Annotated in this window: 19 protein-coding genes and 1 tRNA gene; 2 read left to right on the top strand and 18 right to left on the bottom strand. The window is 58.4% G+C overall.

The window, feature by feature from the left end; all coding sequences use genetic code 11:
- Positions 1-4: 4 nt before the first annotated feature.
- From rlmN to trmJ, 12 genes are all read right to left on the bottom strand, one after another.
- Complete coding sequence (gene rlmN / locus HX790_RS29280) at positions 5-1,153, bottom strand: 23S rRNA (adenine(2503)-C(2))-methyltransferase RlmN (RefSeq protein WP_017135948.1); 1,149 nt, start codon at positions 1,151-1,153, stop codon at positions 5-7.
- 29 nt (positions 1,154-1,182) lie between these two features.
- On the bottom strand, positions 1,183-1,608 hold the full coding sequence (gene ndk / locus HX790_RS29275; protein WP_003175956.1) for a nucleoside-diphosphate kinase: 426 nt from the start codon (positions 1,606-1,608) through the stop codon (positions 1,183-1,185).
- A 92-nt stretch (positions 1,609-1,700) separates the two neighbouring features.
- Positions 1,701-1,904, bottom strand: coding sequence for a Fe-S cluster assembly protein IscX (gene iscX, locus HX790_RS29270; protein WP_017135947.1), 204 nt, complete (start codon positions 1,902-1,904; stop codon positions 1,701-1,703).
- Positions 1,905-1,918: 14 nt separating this feature from the next.
- A complete protein-coding gene (gene fdx / locus HX790_RS29265) occupies positions 1,919-2,260 on the bottom strand; it encodes an ISC system 2Fe-2S type ferredoxin (protein ID WP_015885743.1) in 342 nt (113 codons plus the stop codon).
- A gap of 3 nt (positions 2,261-2,263) precedes the next feature.
- Positions 2,264-4,126, bottom strand: a complete 1,863-nt coding sequence (gene hscA / locus HX790_RS29260) for a Fe-S protein assembly chaperone HscA (RefSeq protein WP_176992608.1) — start codon at positions 4,124-4,126, stop codon at positions 2,264-2,266.
- Positions 4,127-4,177: 51 nt separating this feature from the next.
- Positions 4,178-4,699 (bottom strand): co-chaperone HscB, encoded by a 522-nt coding sequence (hscB, locus tag HX790_RS29255; protein WP_017135945.1) that lies wholly within the window; start codon positions 4,697-4,699, stop codon positions 4,178-4,180.
- Between the two features lie 8 nt (positions 4,700-4,707).
- Complete coding sequence (gene iscA / locus HX790_RS29250; RefSeq protein WP_003209680.1) at positions 4,708-5,031, bottom strand: iron-sulfur cluster assembly protein IscA; 324 nt, start codon at positions 5,029-5,031, stop codon at positions 4,708-4,710.
- Between the two features lie 28 nt (positions 5,032-5,059).
- Complete coding sequence (gene iscU, locus HX790_RS29245) at positions 5,060-5,446, bottom strand: Fe-S cluster assembly scaffold IscU (RefSeq protein ID WP_003175965.1); 387 nt, start codon at positions 5,444-5,446, stop codon at positions 5,060-5,062.
- A 99-nt stretch (positions 5,447-5,545) separates the two neighbouring features.
- On the bottom strand, positions 5,546-6,760 hold the full coding sequence (locus HX790_RS29240) for an IscS subfamily cysteine desulfurase (protein WP_017135944.1): 1,215 nt from the start codon (positions 6,758-6,760) through the stop codon (positions 5,546-5,548).
- 50 nt (positions 6,761-6,810) lie between these two features.
- Positions 6,811-7,302, bottom strand: coding sequence for a Fe-S cluster assembly transcriptional regulator IscR (iscR, locus tag HX790_RS29235; protein ID WP_003194020.1), 492 nt, complete (start codon positions 7,300-7,302; stop codon positions 6,811-6,813).
- 300 nt (positions 7,303-7,602) lie between these two features.
- Positions 7,603-8,388: a serine O-acetyltransferase gene (gene cysE, locus HX790_RS29230; RefSeq protein ID WP_017135943.1), complete on the bottom strand. Its 786-nt coding sequence runs from the start codon at positions 8,386-8,388 to the stop codon at positions 7,603-7,605.
- A 2-nt stretch (positions 8,389-8,390) separates the two neighbouring features.
- On the bottom strand, positions 8,391-9,161 hold the full coding sequence (gene trmJ / locus HX790_RS29225) for a tRNA (cytosine(32)/uridine(32)-2'-O)-methyltransferase TrmJ (RefSeq protein ID WP_003210307.1): 771 nt from the start codon (positions 9,159-9,161) through the stop codon (positions 8,391-8,393).
- 145 nt (positions 9,162-9,306) lie between these two features.
- On the opposite strand from trmJ, the gene suhB reads away from it, so the two are divergent.
- Positions 9,307-10,122, top strand: coding sequence for an inositol-phosphate phosphatase (gene suhB, locus HX790_RS29220; protein WP_003175971.1), 816 nt, complete (start codon positions 9,307-9,309; stop codon positions 10,120-10,122).
- Positions 10,123-10,310: 188 nt separating this feature from the next.
- Here the strand turns inward: suhB and HX790_RS29215 are convergent, their stop codons facing one another.
- The 6 genes from HX790_RS29215 to queA form a co-directional block, all read right to left on the bottom strand.
- Positions 10,311-10,853: a glycine zipper 2TM domain-containing protein gene (locus tag HX790_RS29215; protein WP_017135941.1), complete on the bottom strand. Its 543-nt coding sequence runs from the start codon at positions 10,851-10,853 to the stop codon at positions 10,311-10,313.
- 123 nt (positions 10,854-10,976) lie between these two features.
- Complete coding sequence (secF, locus tag HX790_RS29210; RefSeq protein ID WP_017135940.1) at positions 10,977-11,891, bottom strand: protein translocase subunit SecF; 915 nt, start codon at positions 11,889-11,891, stop codon at positions 10,977-10,979.
- A gap of 9 nt (positions 11,892-11,900) precedes the next feature.
- Positions 11,901-13,772, bottom strand: a complete 1,872-nt coding sequence (secD, locus tag HX790_RS29205; protein WP_017135939.1) for a protein translocase subunit SecD — start codon at positions 13,770-13,772, stop codon at positions 11,901-11,903.
- A 62-nt stretch (positions 13,773-13,834) separates the two neighbouring features.
- The gene (gene yajC, locus HX790_RS29200) at positions 13,835-14,173 is read right to left on the bottom strand and encodes a preprotein translocase subunit YajC (protein WP_003175975.1); all 339 of its coding nucleotides are present in this window, start codon (positions 14,171-14,173) and stop codon (positions 13,835-13,837) included.
- A 43-nt stretch (positions 14,174-14,216) separates the two neighbouring features.
- Positions 14,217-15,332 carry a tRNA guanosine(34) transglycosylase Tgt gene (gene tgt, locus HX790_RS29195; RefSeq protein WP_003175976.1) on the bottom strand — a complete coding sequence of 372 codons (1,116 nt, stop codon included), beginning with the start codon at positions 15,330-15,332 and terminating at the stop codon, positions 14,217-14,219.
- 5 nt (positions 15,333-15,337) lie between these two features.
- Positions 15,338-16,402 carry a tRNA preQ1(34) S-adenosylmethionine ribosyltransferase-isomerase QueA gene (gene queA, locus HX790_RS29190; protein WP_176992607.1) on the bottom strand — a complete coding sequence of 355 codons (1,065 nt, stop codon included), beginning with the start codon at positions 16,400-16,402 and terminating at the stop codon, positions 15,338-15,340.
- Between the two features lie 108 nt (positions 16,403-16,510).
- Here queA and HX790_RS29185 point away from each other — a divergent pair.
- Positions 16,511-16,595: transfer RNA gene (locus HX790_RS29185), tRNA-Leu, on the top strand.
- Positions 16,596-17,090 lie beyond the last annotated feature (495 nt).

The following is a 17,090-nucleotide window of genomic DNA, read 5'->3' as shown; positions in this document are numbered from 1 at the left end:
TCTCTCAGATTCGATTCACAGCAATTTGCGGCAAATCTTCGGCGGCGTTAAGTTCGCGCACGGCGATATAACGCTCACTGCGGCGGGTGCGATCCATCACTTGCCCGACCAGTTGGCCACAGGCGGCGTCGATGTCTTCACCACGGGTGGTGCGCACAGTAACGTTGTAGCCGGCCTGGTGCAGTTGATCCTGGAAACGACGGATGGCGTTGTTGCTCGGCCGCTCGTAGCCAGAATGGGGAAACGGGTTAAACGGAATCAGGTTGATCTTGCACGGGGTGTTCTTGAGCAGTTCGATCATTTCGACCGCGTGCTCAACTTTGTCGTTGATGTCCTTGAGCATGGTGTACTCAATGGTCAACACACGCTTTTCGCCCAGGGTCGCCATGTAGCGCTGGCAAGATTCGAGCAGCATCTTAAGCGGATACTTCTTGTTGATCGGCACCAATTGGTTACGCAATGCGTCATTCGGTGCGTGCAACGACAGCGCCAGGGAGACGTCGATGTGCTTGGCCAGCTCATCGATCATCGGCACCACGCCGGAAGTCGACAGGGTCACACGGCGCTTGGAGATGCCGTAGCCGAGGTCGTCCATCATCAAATGCATGGCGGCCACGACGTTGTCGAAGTTCAGCAGCGGCTCACCCATGCCCATCATCACCACGTTGGTGATGGCACGGTCGACGGTTGCCGGGACGCTGCCAAAGGATTTGTTGGCAATCCACACCTGGCCAATGACTTCGGCGGCGGTGAGGTTGCTATTGAAGCCTTGCTTGCCGGTGGAGCAGAAACTGCAGTCCAGGGCACAGCCTGCCTGGGACGAAACGCACAAAGTGCCGCGCTTGCCCTGGGGAATGTAGACAGTCTCGACGCAGCTGCCGGACGCCACGCGCACCACCCACTTACGGGTGCCGTCGGTGGAAATGTCCTCGCTGACAACCTCGGGACCACGGACCTCAGCAATGGCCTTGAGCTTGTCGCGCAGGGCCTTGCTGACGTTCGTCATGGCGTCGAAATCGTCGACACCAAAGTGGTGAATCCACTTCATTACCTGACCGGCACGGAAACGCTTCTCCCCGATTGAGTCGAAGAATTTTTCCATTTCCTGTTGAGTCAGACCCAGCAGGTTGGTTTTAACAGTCGATGTAGTCATGGATTCACCCTCACTCTTTAAGCCGATGCTTAGCGAGCGGTTACTTCAGTAGCAGCGAAAAAGTACGAGATTTCGCGAGCAGCAGCGGCTTCGGAGTCCGAACCGTGAACAGCGTTGGCGTCGATGGACTCAGCGAAGTCAGCACGGATAGTGCCGGCAGCGGCTTCTTTAGGGTTGGTAGCGCCCATCAGCTCGCGGTTCAGAGCGATAGCGTTTTCGCCTTCCAGAACCTGAACAACAACAGGGCCGGAGATCATGAAGGCAACCAGGTCGCCGAAGAAGCCACGAGCGCTGTGCTCAGCGTAGAAGCCTTCAGCTTCAGCTTTGGACAGTTGCTTGAGTTTCGAAGCTACAACCTTCAGGCCGGCTTTTTCGAAACGAGTGGTGATCTCGCCGATGACGTTTTTTGCAACAGCGTCAGGCTTGATGATGGAGAAAGTACGTTGAACAGCCATGGTGTAACTCCAGAAACGGTAATTTACGAAAAATTAAACCCGCGAATTATACGCGGGTTATTAGGTATTGCCTAACTGCGTAAAAAGTCGGCTCAGTCGTCTGCTTCTTCGATCCACAGACCCTGAATCGCCTCCAGGACCTTTTCGCCACCCCGGTCAGGAATGTCGTCAAATTCCGGCAGTGCCATTACGAGGTCGCGCAACTTGACGAAGTTCACGGTAAGAGGATTGACCTCAGGATGAGCTTCCGCAAGTTGTATAGCGATTTCTTGTACATCAACCCATTTCAGGCTCATGACATTTCCTTGAATCAATGCGGCGCTTCGGCTGCATGGTTGAGGGAATATTTCGGAATTTCGACGGTAATGTCTTCCGTGCCGACCTTTGCCTGACAGCTTAGGCGAGAAGTCGCCTCAAGGCCCCAGGCGCGATCCAGAAAGTCCTCTTCCAGCTCGTCCGCTTCTTCGAGAGAGTTGAAACCTTCGCGAATCACGCAGTGGCAGGTCGTGCAGGCGCAGACACCGCCGCAGGCGCTTTCGATCTCGATGTGGTTGTCATGGGCAACCTCGAGGATGGACTTGCCGGTCTCAGCCTCCACAACCATACCGTCCGGGCAATGCTCGGCGTGTGGCAGAAAAATGACCTGCGGCATTAATTATTCCTCGATTTCATTCAGGTTGCGCCCGGCCAGTGCGGCTTTCACCGTCTGATCCATGCGGCGGGCGGCAAAAGCATCAGTCACTTGCGACAGGCGCTTGGTCTGCTGCTCGATGGCGTAACCATCGTTGCCTTTCATCAATTCGGCCAGTTCCTGCATTTGCAGGTCGATAACCATGCGCTCTTCAGCATCCAGCAGACGCTCGCCGTCGGCTTCCAGGGCGCCCTGCACGGCTTCGAGCAGGCGCTGGGCATCGACTTGCTGCTCGCGCAGCACGCGGGCGACCTTGTCGTCACCGGCATACTGGAAGGAATCCTTGAGCATCTTGGCGATTTCGCCATCGGTGAGGCCGTAGGACGGCTTGACCTGGATGCTGGCTTCAACGCCCGAGGCCAATTCACGCGCTGCCACGCTGAGCAGGCCATCGGCGTCGACCTGGAAGGTCACGCGAATTTTCGCCGCACCGGCCACCATCGCCGGGATGCCGCGCAATTCAAAGCGCGCCAGGGAGCGGCAGTCGCTGATCAGTTCGCGCTCGCCTTGCAGCACATGAATCATCATGGCCGTCTGGCCATCTTTGTAGGTGGTGAAATCCTGGGCGCGTGCGACGGGGATGGTGGTGTTGCGTGGAATCACCTTCTCCATAAGGCCGCCCATGGTTTCCAGGCCCAGGGACAGCGGGATCACGTCGAGTAGCAGCAGTTCGCCACCCTCGCGCTTGTTACCGGCAAGCGTGTCGGCCTGGATAGCAGCGCCGATGGCGACTACTTGATCCGGGTCGATTTCCGTCAGTGGCTGGCGACCGAAAGCTTCGGCAACCGCTTCGCGAACGCGTGGGACGCGAGTCGAACCGCCCACCATGACCACTGCGGCCACGTCTTCCAGCTCGATACCGGAATCACGCACAGCCCGACGGCACGCCTTGAGGCTGCGAGCGACCATCGGTTCGATCAGCGCATCAAAGGCTTCGCGAGTCAGTTGAGCCGACCAGCTGCCGTAGGAAACTTCAACAGAATCAGCGTCAGTCAGTGCTTCCTTGGCCGCGCAGGCGGTTTGCAGCAGATTACGCTGCGCGCCCGGGTCCAAGTCAGCCGACAAATCGGCGCTGGTGATGATCCAGCCGGCAATGGCATGGTCAAAGTCATCGCCGCCCAAGGCGCTGTCGCCCCCGGTGGCCAGTACTTCAAACACACCGCCGGTCAGGCGCAGAATCGAAATATCAAAAGTACCACCGCCCAGGTCATAAATAGCCACCAGGCCTTCAGCGTGCTGATCCAGGCCATAGGCCACCGCCGCTGCGGTCGGCTCGTTGAGCAAGCGCAACACGTTCAGGCCCGCAAGCTTCGCGGCGTCCTTGGTGGCTTGACGCTGTGCGTCATCGAAATAGGCAGGAACGGTGATCACTGCGCCGACCAGTTCGCCGCCCAAGGTATTTTCTGCGCGCTGACGCAGCACCTTGAGGATATCGGCCGACACTTCAACCGGGCTTTTCGGGCCTTGGACGGTGTCGATGAACGGCATATGGGATTCGCCGCCAACAAAGCGGTACGGCAGCTGGTCGCCCAATTGCTTGACGTCGGAAAGACCGCGACCCATCAAGCGTTTAACCGACAGCACGGTATTCAACGGGTCACTGGACGCTGCCAGCTTGGCCGACTCACCGACTTCAGTGCGATCAGCGTGATAACGCACAGCGGAGGGCAGGATCACCTGGCCATTAGCGTCGGGCAATGGCTCGGACAGGCCGCTGCGCAAGGCAGCAACCAGGGAATTGGTGGTGCCCAGGTCAATCCCGACCGCCAGGCGACGCTGGTGTGGTTGAGGGCTTTGGCCGGGTTCGGCGATTTGCAGTAGGGCCATGGTAATCAGGTCTTATCTGTCTATCAGGCGTGCATCACGGGCAGCACTGGGTTAATCGTCGAGGCGCTCTTCTAGCTGGCGCACTTCGTAGGTGAGCTTGTCGAGGAACTGCATGCGCCGCATCAGGCGTTCGGCCTGTTCACGTTGCGCTGCATCATCCCAACAGGCTGCGAAGCTTTCATTGAGCTCATCCTGGGCCGTTTTCAGACGACGCTTGAAGACCGCGACACCGGCTATATCAGCCTCGTCCTGCAAGTCTTCGAGTTCTTCGCGCCACTGCATCTGCTGCATCAGGAAGTCCGGGTCGTGCACCGTCACTTCGATCGGCAACTCACCACCGTTCAACGCGAGCAGGTAGCGCGCGCGTTTGGGCGGGTTTTTCAGCGTCTGATAGGCTTCGTTGAGGCTGGCCGATTGCTCCAGCGCCAGGCGCTGCTCACGCTCGGAAGCGTCAGCAAAGCGGTCCGGATGCACCCCACGCGCCAACTCTCGGTAGCGCGTGGCAAGCTGCTCAAGGTCCAGCCGAAAGCTCGGCTGCAGCTCGAATAAAGCGAAATGACAAGGAGTACCCACGAATAGCCTCAGATGTTGAAGCTTTCGCCGCAGCCACATTCACCGCGCACGTTGGGGTTGTTGAACTTGAAGCCTTCGTTCAACCCTTCCTTGACGAAATCGAGTTCGGTGCCGTCCAGGTAGGTCAGGCTTTTAGGGTCGATGATCACTTTCTCGCCGTGACTTTCGAACACCTGGTCCTCTTCAACCACCTCGTCGACAAACTCCAGCACGTAGGCAAGGCCGGAACAGCCCGTGGTGCGAACACCCAGACGAATCCCCTCACCTTTACCGCGCCCATTCAGGGAGCGGCGAATGTGCTGCGCAGCCGCTTCTGTCATGCTGATAGCCATCGTTGACTCCTTACTCGTCGCCAAATGCTTAGATCAAGCCTTTCTTCTGCTTGTAGTCGCGAACGGCCGCCTTGATGGCGTCTTCGGCGAGTACGGAGCAGTGAATTTTCACTGGCGGCAGGGCCAGTTCTTCAGCCAGCTGGGTGTTGCTGATGGTGACAGCCTCATCCAGGGTCTTGCCTTTCATCCACTCGGTAGCGAGGGAGCTTGAGGCAATGGCGGAACCGCAGCCGTAAGTCTTGAACTTGGCGTCTTCGATAACGCCAGCGTCGTTGACCTTGATCTGCAGGCGCATCACATCGCCGCACGCCGGAGCGCCGACCATGCCGGTGCCGACATCAGGGTCTTCCGCGTTCATCTTGCCGACGTTGCGCGGGTTTTCGTAGTGGTCGATGACCTTTTCGCTGTAAGCCATGGTACTGAATCCTCACTCATCAGGGCCGCTCTGGAACCCTGTAAAAACGCCTGCGTTTTCCGCCACGTTCTTACAGAGCTTGGGTGGCGGCTTCTATAGTTAGTGTGCCGCCCACTCGATCTTGGAGATATCGACACCGTCTTTGTACATGTCCCACAGCGGCGACAGAACGCGCAGCTTGTTGACGGCTTCGCAGACTTTCTGCGCGGCGTAGTCGACTTGCTCTTCGGTGGTGAAACGGCCGAACGTAAAGCGGATCGAGCTGTGTGCCAGTTCGTCGTTGCGGCCCAGGGCGCGCAGAACGTACGAAGGCTCAAGGGAAGCCGAGGTGCAGGCCGAACCGGACGAAACCGCCAGGTCCTTGAGCGCCATGATCAGCGACTCGCCTTCGACGTAGTTGAAGCTCAAATTCAGGTTGTGCGGTACACGGGCGGTCATGCTGCCATTGATGTACAGCTCTTCAAGGTTCTCGACCTGCTTGTAGAAGCGATCGCTCAGCGCCTTGATACGGATGTTTTCGGCAGCCATGTCTTCTTTGGCTACACGGAAGGCTTCGCCCATGCCGACGATCTGGTGAGTCGCCAGGGTGCCGGAACGCATGCCGCGCTCGTGACCGCCGCCGTGCATGGTGGCTTCGATGCGCACCCGAGGCTTGCGGCTCACGTATAGCGCGCCGATGCCTTTAGGGCCGTAGGTCTTGTGGGCAGAGAACGACATCAGGTCGACTTTCAGCTTGGACAGGTCGATGTCGACCTTGCCGGTGGACTGAGCAGCGTCGACGTGCAGCAGGATGCCTTTGGAGCGAGTCAGCTCGCCAATGGCTGCGATGTCGTTGATGGTGCCGATTTCGTTGTTCACGTGAATCACGGAAACCAGGATGGTGTCTTCACGCAGGGCCGCTTCGATCATGGCCGGGGTGACGATACCGTCGGTGGTTGGCTCAAGGTAGGTAACCTCGAAACCTTCACGCTCCAGTTGGCGCATGGTGTCGAGGACAGCCTTGTGCTCAATCTTGGTGGTGATCAGGTGCTTGCCCTTGGTCGCGTAGAAATGCGCCGCGCCCTTGATTGCCAGGTTGTCGGATTCGGTAGCACCGGAAGTCCAGACGATTTCCCGCGGATCGGCGCCTACCAGGTCGGCGACTTGGCGACGAGCATTCTCGACCGCTTCCTCGGCTTTCCAGCCGAATACGTGGGAACGGGAGGCTGGGTTACCGAAGTTTCCGTCAACCAGCAGGCATTCGCTCATCTTTTGCGCGACACGCGGATCAACCGGGGTGGTCGCTGAGTAATCAAGGTAAATCGGCAATTTCATGGACTTTCTCCTAAATCAGGCTGGCTGGCGTGCCGTTAGCTCTTCGGCTGTCACTCGACGGCGGACGCTTCAATCTTGTCCAGACGCGGCGCCTTGGTGTTGCAACGGCGCTGGTCCTGACGCTGGGCTACTTCTTGCACCTCACGGCGAGTCACAAGATCAGCCAAGCTGATACCACTCAAAAACTCATGGATCTGCAGGCTCAAGTCACACCACAAGTGGTGGGTCAGGCAGGTGTCGCCGGCATGGCAGTCACCCAAACCCTGGCATTTGGTGGCATCGACGGATTCGTTCACCGCGTCGATCACCTGAGCTACCTGAATGCCCTGCATATCGCGGGACAATTGATAACCGCCACCCGGCCCACGCACGCTGGAAACCAAGTTGCTACGGCGCAATTTGGCGAACAGCTGCTCGAGGTAGGACAGGGAAATGCCTTGGCGCTCGGAGATATCGGCCAGGGACACCGGCCCAGTTTGCGCGTGCAAGGCCAGGTCAAGCATGGCGGTCACCGCGTATCGGCCTTTTGTAGTCAGTCTCATGGACAAGTACCAAGGTGTTTCAGAATGGGAGCAAGTATGCGATTCCCGAGTATTTAAGTCAACTATAAGACCTAGTACTTTAGTCAGGATTACCCGTAAAAAGGGCGCGCGAATAATAGCAGGGTGGGGTGGGGACGAACAGCGGGAACCGGGCCACGACTCAATCTCAAGACCAATGGAAGCCAAATGTGGGAGCTGGCTTGCCTGCGATAGCGGTGGGTCAGCACCCCCCTAAATGAGCTGGCAGACCGCTATCGCAGGCAAGCCAGCCCCCACAGAAGGTTTTATCGCGCTTAAGATTTAACCAGCCTTGGTGGTGGCAGCTTCAACCTTGATCTCGGCGAAGTCTTCTTCGCGCAGCTCAGGCAGATCTTTTGCGCAGTAGCTGCTGCCCAACTCCTTCAATGCGCCGCACATACCGTCCAGCTTGCCATCCACGGCCTGCAGGTGGTCGAGCAACTGGCCAATGGCACGCGCCACCGGGTCGGGCATGTCTTCGCTGACACCGTAGGCATCGAAACCGATCTTCTCAGCCATCGCTTTGCGCTTGGCTTCCTGCTCGTCGCCGAGCTCCGGCTTGACGATGATGCGGCCGGGAATGCCCACCACCGTCGCGCCAGGCGGCACAGCCTTGGTCACCACAGCATTGGAGCCCACTTTGGCACCCGCGCCGACAGTGAACGGGCCAAGCACCTTGGCACCCGCCCCCACCACTACGCCATCGCCCAATGTCGGGTGGCGCTTGCCTTTATTCCACGTTGTGCCACCCAGGGTCACGCCCTGATACAGCGTCACGTCATCACCGATTTCGGCGGTTTCGCCAATCACGATGCCCATGCCATGGTCAATAAAGAAGCGACGACCCACCTTGGCGCCTGGATGAATCTCGATTCCGGTCAACCAGCGCCCAAAGTTCGACACCAGCCGTGCCAGCCATTTCCAGCCCATGCCCCATAAGACTGCGGACAGGCGGTGAATCCAGATCGCGTGCATGCCTGGGTAGCAGGTCAGCACTTCAAAGGCGTTGCGCGCCGCCGGGTCACGGTGGAAAACACTCTGGATATCTTCTCGCAAACGCTCGAACATTTTTAATCCTTCCGCTTAAGAAGCTCACCACGGGCCGCTTTCTGGGTTTCCGTGAGGATGCCACGCAATATGTTCATTTCTGCCCGGCTTACCGAGCTACGGCCGTACAATCGACGCAGGCGTGCCATCAAGTGCCGTGGTTTTTCCGGATCGAGAAACTCGATGGCCACCAGGGTTTGCTCCAGGTGCTCATAGAATCGCTCCAACTCGTCCATGGTGGCCAACTCGCCACTCTTGGTCGATGCGACCTCATCCTTCTCGACCTTGCTCGGCTGGCCTTCTGCAGCCAGCCAGGCCATGCGCACTTCGTAACTCAACACCTGCACCGCTGCCCCGAGGTTCAGCGAACTGAACTCAGGGTCTGATGGGATGTGCACGTGGTAATGACATCGCTGCAGCTCTTCATTGGTCAGGCCGGAGTCTTCACGGCCAAACACCAAAGCGATTTCAGCGCCACCTGCAGCCTCTTCCACCACCTTGGTGCCGCATTCGCGCGGATCCAGCAGTGGCCAGGGGATTCGACGGTCGCGAGCACTGGTGCCAAGCACCAGGTTGCAGCCGACCAAAGCGTCTTCCAAAGTGGCGACGACCTGGGCTTTTTCAAGGATGTCATTGGCGCCGGATGCACGGGCATCGGCCTCGTGGTGCGGGAACACACGCGGCTCGACCAGCACCAGGCGCGTCAGCCCCATGTTTTTCATGGCTCGCGCCACCCCGCCGATGTTGCCGGGATGACTGGTATTGACGAGGACGACACGGATGTTTTGCAGCAAGGGAGGCGCTCTCGGACACAGGAAAGGGGAGCAAATCTTACAGAACAGCCTAAGGTTATGCCATGAAAGCTAACGTCGTCCTTCACCTGAAGAAAGTTTCTGCTAGAATGCCCGGCTTTCTTTAACAACCTTAGGTGACACATCCATGCAGCCCATGCTGAATATCGCGCTGCGCGCCGCCCGCAGCGCCAGTGAATTGATCTTCCGCTCCATCGAGCGCCTGGATACCATCAAGGTCGACGAAAAAGACGCCAAGGATTATGTATCCGAGGTGGATCGCGCCGCTGAGCAAAAAATCATCGACGCGCTGCGCAAGGCCTACCCTACCCACGGCATCCTCGGTGAAGAAACCGGCTTGCACAAAGGCAGCGGCGAAGGCGAAGACTACCTGTGGATCATCGACCCACTGGATGGCACCACCAACTTCCTGCGCGGCATCCCACACTTTGCAGTCAGCATTGCCTGCAAATACCGTGGCCGCCTGGAACACGCCGTCGTACTCGACCCTGTTCGCCAGGAAGAATTCACCGCCAGTCGTGGCCGTGGCGCCCAGTTGAACGGTCGTCGCCTGCGCGTCAGCGGCCGTACCAGCCTGGACGGCGCCCTGCTGGGCACTGGCTTCCCGTTCCGTGACGACCAGATGGACAACCTGGAAAACTACCTGGGCATGTTCCGCGCCCTGGTTGGCCAGACCGCCGGCATCCGCCGCGCCGGTGCTGCCAGCCTGGACCTGGCGTATGTTGCCGCCGGTCGTTTTGATGCGTTCTGGGAGTCGGGCCTGTCCGAATGGGACATGGCTGCAGGCGCCCTGCTGATCCAGGAAGCTGGTGGCCTGGTGAGCGACTTTACCGGTGGTCACGATTTCCTTGAGAAAGGCCATGTGGTCGCCGGCAACACCAAATGCTTCAAGGCAGTACTGACGGCGATCCAGCCGCACCTGCCGGCTTCGCTGAAGCGCTAAGCGAGCGAGCACAAAAAAGCACCCCGAGGGGTGCTTTTTTTATGCCTGGGATTTGCTATCCCAGCAGCCAACACAATCCAATGTAGGAGCTGGCTTGCCTGCGATAGCGGTCTACCAGCTAGCTAATGGGTTACTGACCCACCGCTATCGCAGGCAAGCCAGCTCCCACACTTGGATTGATGTCAGCCTTATTGCTGGTTCTGACCCAGGATCAGACGACCTTCCTTATCCACTGGAATCTGGCCGCCCGGATCACGGTCCATACGTACCGAACCTTCCTTACCGTCCAGGTTGTAGCGCACGTCATAACCAACAACCTTGTCACTGATATCGTTGACCGTGCTGCAACGCTGCTGCGTGGTGGTGTAGGTATCGCGGTTCTGCATACCTTCCTGCACCTTGTTACCGGCGTAACCGCCACCGACAGCACCGGCTACAGTAGCCAGCTTCTTGCCATTACCGCCACCGACCTGGTTGCCCAACAGGCCACCGGCCAGCGCACCGACCACGGTGCCGACGATTTGATGTTGATCCTGCACCGGCTTCTGCCGGGTCACGGTGACGTCCTTGCAGACCTCACGAGGGGTTTTGATCTGGGTTTTCACCGGCTGCACTGCCAGCACTTGCGCATACTCAGGGCCGCTTTTTACCAGGCTGTAGGTGGCAACAGCACCCCCGGCAGTCACACCGACAGCACCCAATACCGCACCAACCAGTAACGACTTGTTCACGTGAACCTCCTGACCATCACAAGCGGACCGAAACGTCCGCGCTATACCCAGCCTTGGAGCAAAAAAAAAGGCACGAGTTCAATACTCGTGCCTTCTTTGTAACAGCGTATCAACGAACGCCCATCAAGGACGGTCGTCGACCTCCTTGCCGGTAGCGGCAGGCGGGATCAAATCTTCGCTGTTGAGGTTCAGCCAGATCAGCACCACGTTAGCGATGTAGATCGACGAGTAGGTACCCGCCAGAACGCCGATGAACAGTGCCAGGGAGAAGCCCCACAGATTGTCGCCACCGAAGATCATCAGTGCAGCAATCGCCAGCAAGGTGGAGATCGACGTCGCCATGGTCCGCAGCAGGGTCTGAGTGGTGGAGATGTTGATGTTCTCGACCAGCGTAGCCTTGCGCAGTACGCGGAAGTTCTCACGAACCCGGTCGAATACCACGATGGTGTCGTTGAGCGAGTAACCAATGATCGCCAACACCGCCGCCAGCACCGTCAGGTCGAAGGTGATCTGGAAGTACGCCAGGATACCCACGGTGACGATTACGTCGTGGATCAGCGACACAATGGCGCCGACGCCGAATTTCCACTGAAAGCGGAACGCCAGGTAGACCATGATGCCGGCCAGCGCCATCAGCATGCCGAGACCGCCCTGGTCGCGCAGCTCTTCACCCACTTGCGGGCCTACGAACTCGACGCGCTTGACCGACGCCGGGTTGTCACCGCCGACCTTCTGCAAGGCTTCGGCTACCTGATGACCCAACTGCGGATCTTCGCCCGGCATACGCACCAGCAGGTCGGTGGTAGCACCAAAGCTCTGCACGATGGCTTCGTGATAGCCGGCCTTGACCAGCTCGCTGCGCACCAGGGTGACGTCGGCCGGCTTCTCGTAGGTCAGCTCGATGAGCGTACCGCCGGTAAAGTCCAGACCGTAGTTCAGGCCCTTATGGAACCAGCTGAACAACGCCAGAACGGTAAGGAGCACTGTGGCGCCGAACGCAATGTTGCGAACGCCCATGAAGTTGATTGTACGTAACATGGCAGCCCCTTAAATCCACAACTTCTTGAAGTCACGTCCGCCAAAGATCAGGTTGACCATTGCGCGGGTCACCATGATGGCCGTGAACATCGAGGTAAAGATACCGAGGGACATGGTCACCGCAAAACCTTTGACCGGGCCGGTGCCCATGGCAAAGAGAATCCCGCCGACCAGCAGAGTGGTCAGGTTGGAGTCGAGAATCGCGGTAAATGCCCGGCCGAAGCCTTCGTTGATTGCACGTTGTACGGTCATGCCCGCCGCGATCTCTTCACGAATACGCGAGAAGATCAGTACGTTGGCATCTACGGCCATACCCATGGTGAGTACGATACCGGCGATACCTGGCAGGGTCAGTGTTGCGCCCAGCAGCGACATCAGTGCCAGCAGCATCACCATGTTGCCCGCCAGGGCCACGGTGGCGATGACGCCGAAGAAGCGGTAGATGGCGATGATGAACAAGGACACAAACAGCATGCCCCACAAGGCCGCATCGATACCCTTGGTGATGTTGTCGGCACCCAGGCTCGGGCCAATGGTGCGCTCTTCAGCGAAGTACATCGGCGCCGCCAGGCCACCCGCACGCAGCAGCAGTGCCAGCTCGGAAGATTCGCCCTGGCCATTCAGGCCGGTAATGCGGAATTGAGCACCCAGCGGCGACTGGATGGTCGCCAGGCTGATGATTTTCTTCTCTTCCTTGAAGGTCTGCACCGGCACGTCTTTCTCGACACCGTCGACCATTTGTTTGGTGTAGGTGGTGACCGGGCGTTGCTCGATGAAGATCACCGCCATGCTGCGACCGACGTTACTGCGCGTGGCGCGGCTCATCAGGTCACCGCCATGGCCATCCAGACGGATGTTCACTTCCGGAGTACCGTGCTGCGAATCGAAACCCGCCTTGGCGTCAGTCACCTGATCACCGGTGATGATCAAGCCACGCTCGATCAGCGCTGGAGGACGGTTGCCTTCACGGAACTCGAATTCTTCGGCAGTCGCGCGAGTCGCACCCGGCTCAGCCGCCAGACGGAATTCCAGGTTGGCGGTTTTACCCAGGATACGCTTGGCTTCAGCGGTATCTTGTACGCCTGGCAGTTCAACCACGATGCGGTTGGCGCCTTGACGCTGCACGATCGGCTCAGCCACACCCAGCTCGTTGACGCGGTTACGTACCGTGGTCAAGTTCTGCTTGATGGAGTATTCGCGGATTTCCGCGATCTTGGCCGGGGTCATCGCCAGACGCAGCACAGCCTGACCATTCAGGTCAGCCGGTACGATGTCGAAATCATTGAAGTTCTTGCGCACCAGGGCACGGGCCTGTTCGCGGGTCGCTTCATCAGAGAAGCCCAGCTGGATGGCACCGTTGAGCTGCGGCAGGCTGCGATAACGCACCTTCTCTTTGCGCAGCAGGCTCTTCACGTCGCCTTCGTAAACTTTCAGACGCGCGTCGAGGGCTTTGTCCATGTCGACTTCCAGCAGGAAGTGCACACCACCGGACAAGTCCAGACCCAGCTTCATCGGGTGCGCGCCAATGCTGCGCAGCCATTTTGGCGTGGTCTGTGCGAGGTTGAGCGCGACAACGTAGTCATCACCCATAGCCTTGCGCACGACGTCTTTGGCCGGCAACTGGTCTTCGGCCTTGGTCAGGCGCAACAAACCGCCTTTCGCATCAGACGCCAAGGTTGCCGCTTTTACCTGGATACCGGCGTCGGTGAGCGCTTTGCTCGCACGGTCCAGGTCAGCCTGATTGACCTGCAGCGTAGTGCTGGCGCCAGTGATCTGGATCGCAGGGTCATCAGGATAAAGATTGGGAGCGGAATAAATAAAACCGATCGCCAGCACCGCCAGGATCAGTACGTATTTCCACAGAGGGTATTTGTTCAGCATCACGCCGCCCGCTTATAACGCGGGGCGCCTTGCGCGCCCCGTCGATTGGTAAAGGTTGTTACTCAGATCGCTTTGAGCGTGCCTTTTGGCAGCGTGGCGGCGATGGCGCCCTTCTGGAACTTCATTTCTACGGTGTCGGAGACTTCCAGAACCACGAAAGCATCGGAAACCTTGGTGATCTTGCCGGCGATGCCGCCAGTAGTCACAACTTCGTCGCCTTTCTGCAGGCTGCCCAGCAGGTTTTTCTGCTCTTTGGCGCGCTTGGCCTGTGGACGCCAGATCATCAGGTAGAAGATGACCAGGAAGCCGACCAGGAAAATCCACTCGAAACCACCACCCATAGGGCCGGCGGCGGCAGGCGCAGCGGCGTCAGCCATGGCATTAGAGATAAAAAAGCTCATTTAGCACTCCAGTTGCAAATAGTGAATCTTAGGGTCGGAAAACTCAGTCCAAGGGCGGCACAGGGAGCCCGCGCTTGGCATAGAAGGCATCGACGAAGGCGGCCAATGTACCCTGTTGAATAGCCTCACGCAAACCAGCCATCAGGACTTGGTAGTGACGCAAATTGTGGATGGTATTCAACATGCTACCCAGCATTTCCCCGCACTTGTCCAGATGGTGCAGATAAGCACGCGAGAAGTTCTGGCAGGTGTAGCAGTCACAGGTGGGATCCAGCGGCGAATCATCATGGCGATGGAACGCGTTACGGATCTTCAGCACGCCTGTATCGATGAACAGATGCCCATTGCGGGCATTACGGGTTGGCATCACGCAATCGAACATGTCCACACCGCGGCGCACACCCTCTACGAGATCTTCCGGTTTGCCAACGCCCATAAGGTAACGAGGTTTGTCAGCGGGCATCAGGCCCGGCAGGTAATCCAGCACCTTGATCATCTCGTGCTTGGGCTCACCTACTGACAAACCGCCGATAGCCAGGCCGTCAAAGCCGATTTTGTCGAGGCCTTCGAGCGAGCGCTTGCGCAGGCTTTCGTGCATGCCGCCCTGGACGATACCGAACAGCGCAGCAGTGTTATCGCCGTGGGCGTTTTTCGAGCGCTGAGCCCAACGCAACGACAGTTCCATGGAGATACGCGCGACATCTTCATCCGCGGGATAAGGCGTGCACTCGTCAAAAATCATCACGATGTCGGAGCCCAGGTCGCGCTGCACCTGCATCGACTCTTCAGGGCCCATGAACACTTTGGAACCGTCCACCGGCGAGGCGAAAGTCACGCCCTCTTCCTTGATCTTGCGCATGGCACCCAGGCTGAATACCTGGAAACCACCGGAGTCGGTGAGGATCGGGCCTTGCCACTTCATGAAGTCATGCAGGTCGCCATGCTTCTTGATCACTTCCGTGCCCGGGCGCAGCCACAGGTGGAAGGTGTTGCCCAGGATGATCTCGGCGCCGGTCGCGACGATGTCACGCGGCAGCATGCCTTTTACAGTGCCGTAAGTGCCCACTGGCATGAACGCCGGGGTTTCGACGGTGCCACGCGGGAACGTGAGGCGACCACGACGAGCCTTGCCATCCGTGGCCAACAATTCAAACGACATACGACTCATAGTTGCTCCTCATGGCCCGCTTCTTTAGGAGCAGTCGGCGCAGGGTTACGGGTGATAAACATCGCATCACCGTAGCTGAAAAAACGGTATCCATTATCGATGGCAGCTTTATACGCCGCCATTGTTTCGGGATAACCCGCGAAGGCCGACACCAGCATCAACAGCGTGGATTCCGGCAAATGGAAATTGGTCACCAGGCAATCGACCACATGGAACGGCCGGCCCGGGAAAATAAAGATATCGGTGTCGCCACTGAAGGGCTTGAGCACGCCATCGCGCGCGGCACTCTCCAGCGAGCGCACGCTGGTGGTGCCCACTGCAACCACGCGACCACCGCGCGCCTTGCATGCCGCCACCGCATCCACGACTTCCTGGCTGACTTCCAGCCATTCGCTGTGCATATGGTGGTCTTCGATGTTATCCACACGCACCGGCTGAAACGTGCCGGCCCCCACGTGCAGGGTCACATAAGCGCTTTCGACGCCTTTGGCAGCAATCGCATCCAGCAGCGGCTGGTCAAAATGCAGCCCGGCTGTAGGTGCGGCGACAGCACCGAGGCGCTGCGAGTACACCGTCTGGTAGCGCTCGCGGTCCGAGTCTTCGTCGGGGCGGTCGATATAAGGAGGCAGCGGCATATGGCCGACGCGCTCCAGCAGCGGCAACACCTCTTCGGCGAACTTGAGTTCGAACAACGCGTCATGCCGCGCAACCATCTCGGCTTCGCCACCGCCATCAATGAGGATGCTCGAGCCGGGTTTCGGCGACTTGCTGGAGCGCACATGGGCCAGCACGCGATGGCTGTCCAGCACCCGCTCCACCAGAATTTCCAGCTTGCCGCCGGACGCTTTCTGGCCAAACAGCCGTGCCGGAATCACCCGGGTATTGTTAAACACCATCAAATCGCCTGGGCGCAAATGCTCAAGCAAATCAGTGAATTGGCGGTGTGCGAGGGCACCACTCACCCCGTCCAGGGTCAGCAGTCGACTGGCGCGACGCTCGGCCAAAGGGTGGCGAGCGATCAGCGAATCAGGGAGCTCAAAAGTAAAGTCAGCAACGCGCATGATAGGGTTCGTCTAGCAGGGCCGGGGAGTCTAGCGGAAATAGTGAAAATAGACCATGAAACGTGATTGACCAACGGTAATCTCATCTCTATACTTCGCCGCCATTGAGCCCTGATGGCGGAATTGGTAGACGCGGCGGATTCAAAATCCGTTTTCGAAAGGAGTGGGAGTTCGAGTCTCCCTCGGGGCACCATCTTAAAGAAAGACCTTGAATTTCAAGGTCTTTTTTTTCGTCTGTAGAAAAGTGAGATTCCAGCGCTGGCCGCCGCAATGGCGCCCAGAAGGCAAAATCATGACAGAACAAGCCCTATGACCATAAGCCCTTTCAAAACCTCGTGAGCGCCTTCAGAGGCCGTCGGAGCGTTGCGATTATCCTACCGCCCTCGACCTGAATAACGACCTTGCACGATCTGATGAACCTGGGATGCAGCAGAGCGTCGGCACCCATGTCGATATGAGCATCGAGCCAGTCTTCTGGAATGGCAAGGAGGCGAGCTTCTGGAGGCGTCCTGACGCGTGCTGTGCACCCGTTAGTGCGCATTGATGGTGGCTTTTTCGCGGAATAGCTTGCGGGACACTTTTCGAGCGCGCAAAACAAAACCCCATCTGCTTTCGCAAATGGGGTTTCGGAATTTAATCTTGACGATGACCTACTCTCACATGGGGAAACCCCACACTACCATCGGCG

This window comes from Pseudomonas sp. IPO3747 (assembly GCF_013385245.1).
GTDB lineage: Bacteria > Pseudomonadota > Gammaproteobacteria > Pseudomonadales > Pseudomonadaceae > Aquipseudomonas > Aquipseudomonas edaphica.
Note: the sequence above shows the minus strand (reverse complement) of the source record. Positions and strands in the feature narration are given on the sequence as shown.

Bases quoted from the DNA above. Each gene is read 5' to 3' on its own strand.
- secF (WP_017135940.1), bottom strand. From the start codon at position 11,891: ATGTTACGTACAATCAACTTCATGGGCGTTCGCAACATTGCGTTCGGC.
- rlmN (WP_017135948.1), bottom strand. From the start codon at position 1,153: ATGACTACATCGACTGTTAAAACCAACCTGCTGGGTCTGACTCAACAG.
- suhB (WP_003175971.1), top strand. From the start codon at position 9,307: ATGCAGCCCATGCTGAATATCGCGCTGCGCGCCGCCCGCAGCGCCAGT.
- hscA (WP_176992608.1), bottom strand. From the start codon at position 4,126: ATGGCCCTACTGCAAATCGCCGAACCCGGCCAAAGCCCTCAACCACAC.
- secD (WP_017135939.1), bottom strand. From the start codon at position 13,772: ATGCTGAACAAATACCCTCTGTGGAAATACGTACTGATCCTGGCGGTG.
- iscX (WP_017135947.1), bottom strand. From the start codon at position 1,904: ATGAGCCTGAAATGGGTTGATGTACAAGAAATCGCTATACAACTTGCG.
- fdx (WP_015885743.1), bottom strand. From the start codon at position 2,260: ATGCCGCAGGTCATTTTTCTGCCACACGCCGAGCATTGCCCGGACGGT.
- cysE (WP_017135943.1), bottom strand. From the start codon at position 8,388: ATGTTCGAGCGTTTGCGAGAAGATATCCAGAGTGTTTTCCACCGTGAC.
- iscA (WP_003209680.1), bottom strand. From the start codon at position 5,031: ATGGCTATCAGCATGACAGAAGCGGCTGCGCAGCACATTCGCCGCTCC.
- HX790_RS29240 (WP_017135944.1), bottom strand. From the start codon at position 6,760: ATGAAATTGCCGATTTACCTTGATTACTCAGCGACCACCCCGGTTGAT.
- iscU (WP_003175965.1), bottom strand. From the start codon at position 5,446: ATGGCTTACAGCGAAAAGGTCATCGACCACTACGAAAACCCGCGCAAC.
- iscR (WP_003194020.1), bottom strand. From the start codon at position 7,302: ATGAGACTGACTACAAAAGGCCGATACGCGGTGACCGCCATGCTTGAC.
- tgt (WP_003175976.1), bottom strand. From the start codon at position 15,332: ATGTCGTTTGAATTGTTGGCCACGGATGGCAAGGCTCGTCGTGGTCGC.
- yajC (WP_003175975.1), bottom strand. From the start codon at position 14,173: ATGAGCTTTTTTATCTCTAATGCCATGGCTGACGCCGCTGCGCCTGCC.
- queA (WP_176992607.1), bottom strand. From the start codon at position 16,402: ATGCGCGTTGCTGACTTTACTTTTGAGCTCCCTGATTCGCTGATCGCT.
- ndk (WP_003175956.1), bottom strand. From the start codon at position 1,608: ATGGCTGTTCAACGTACTTTCTCCATCATCAAGCCTGACGCTGTTGCA.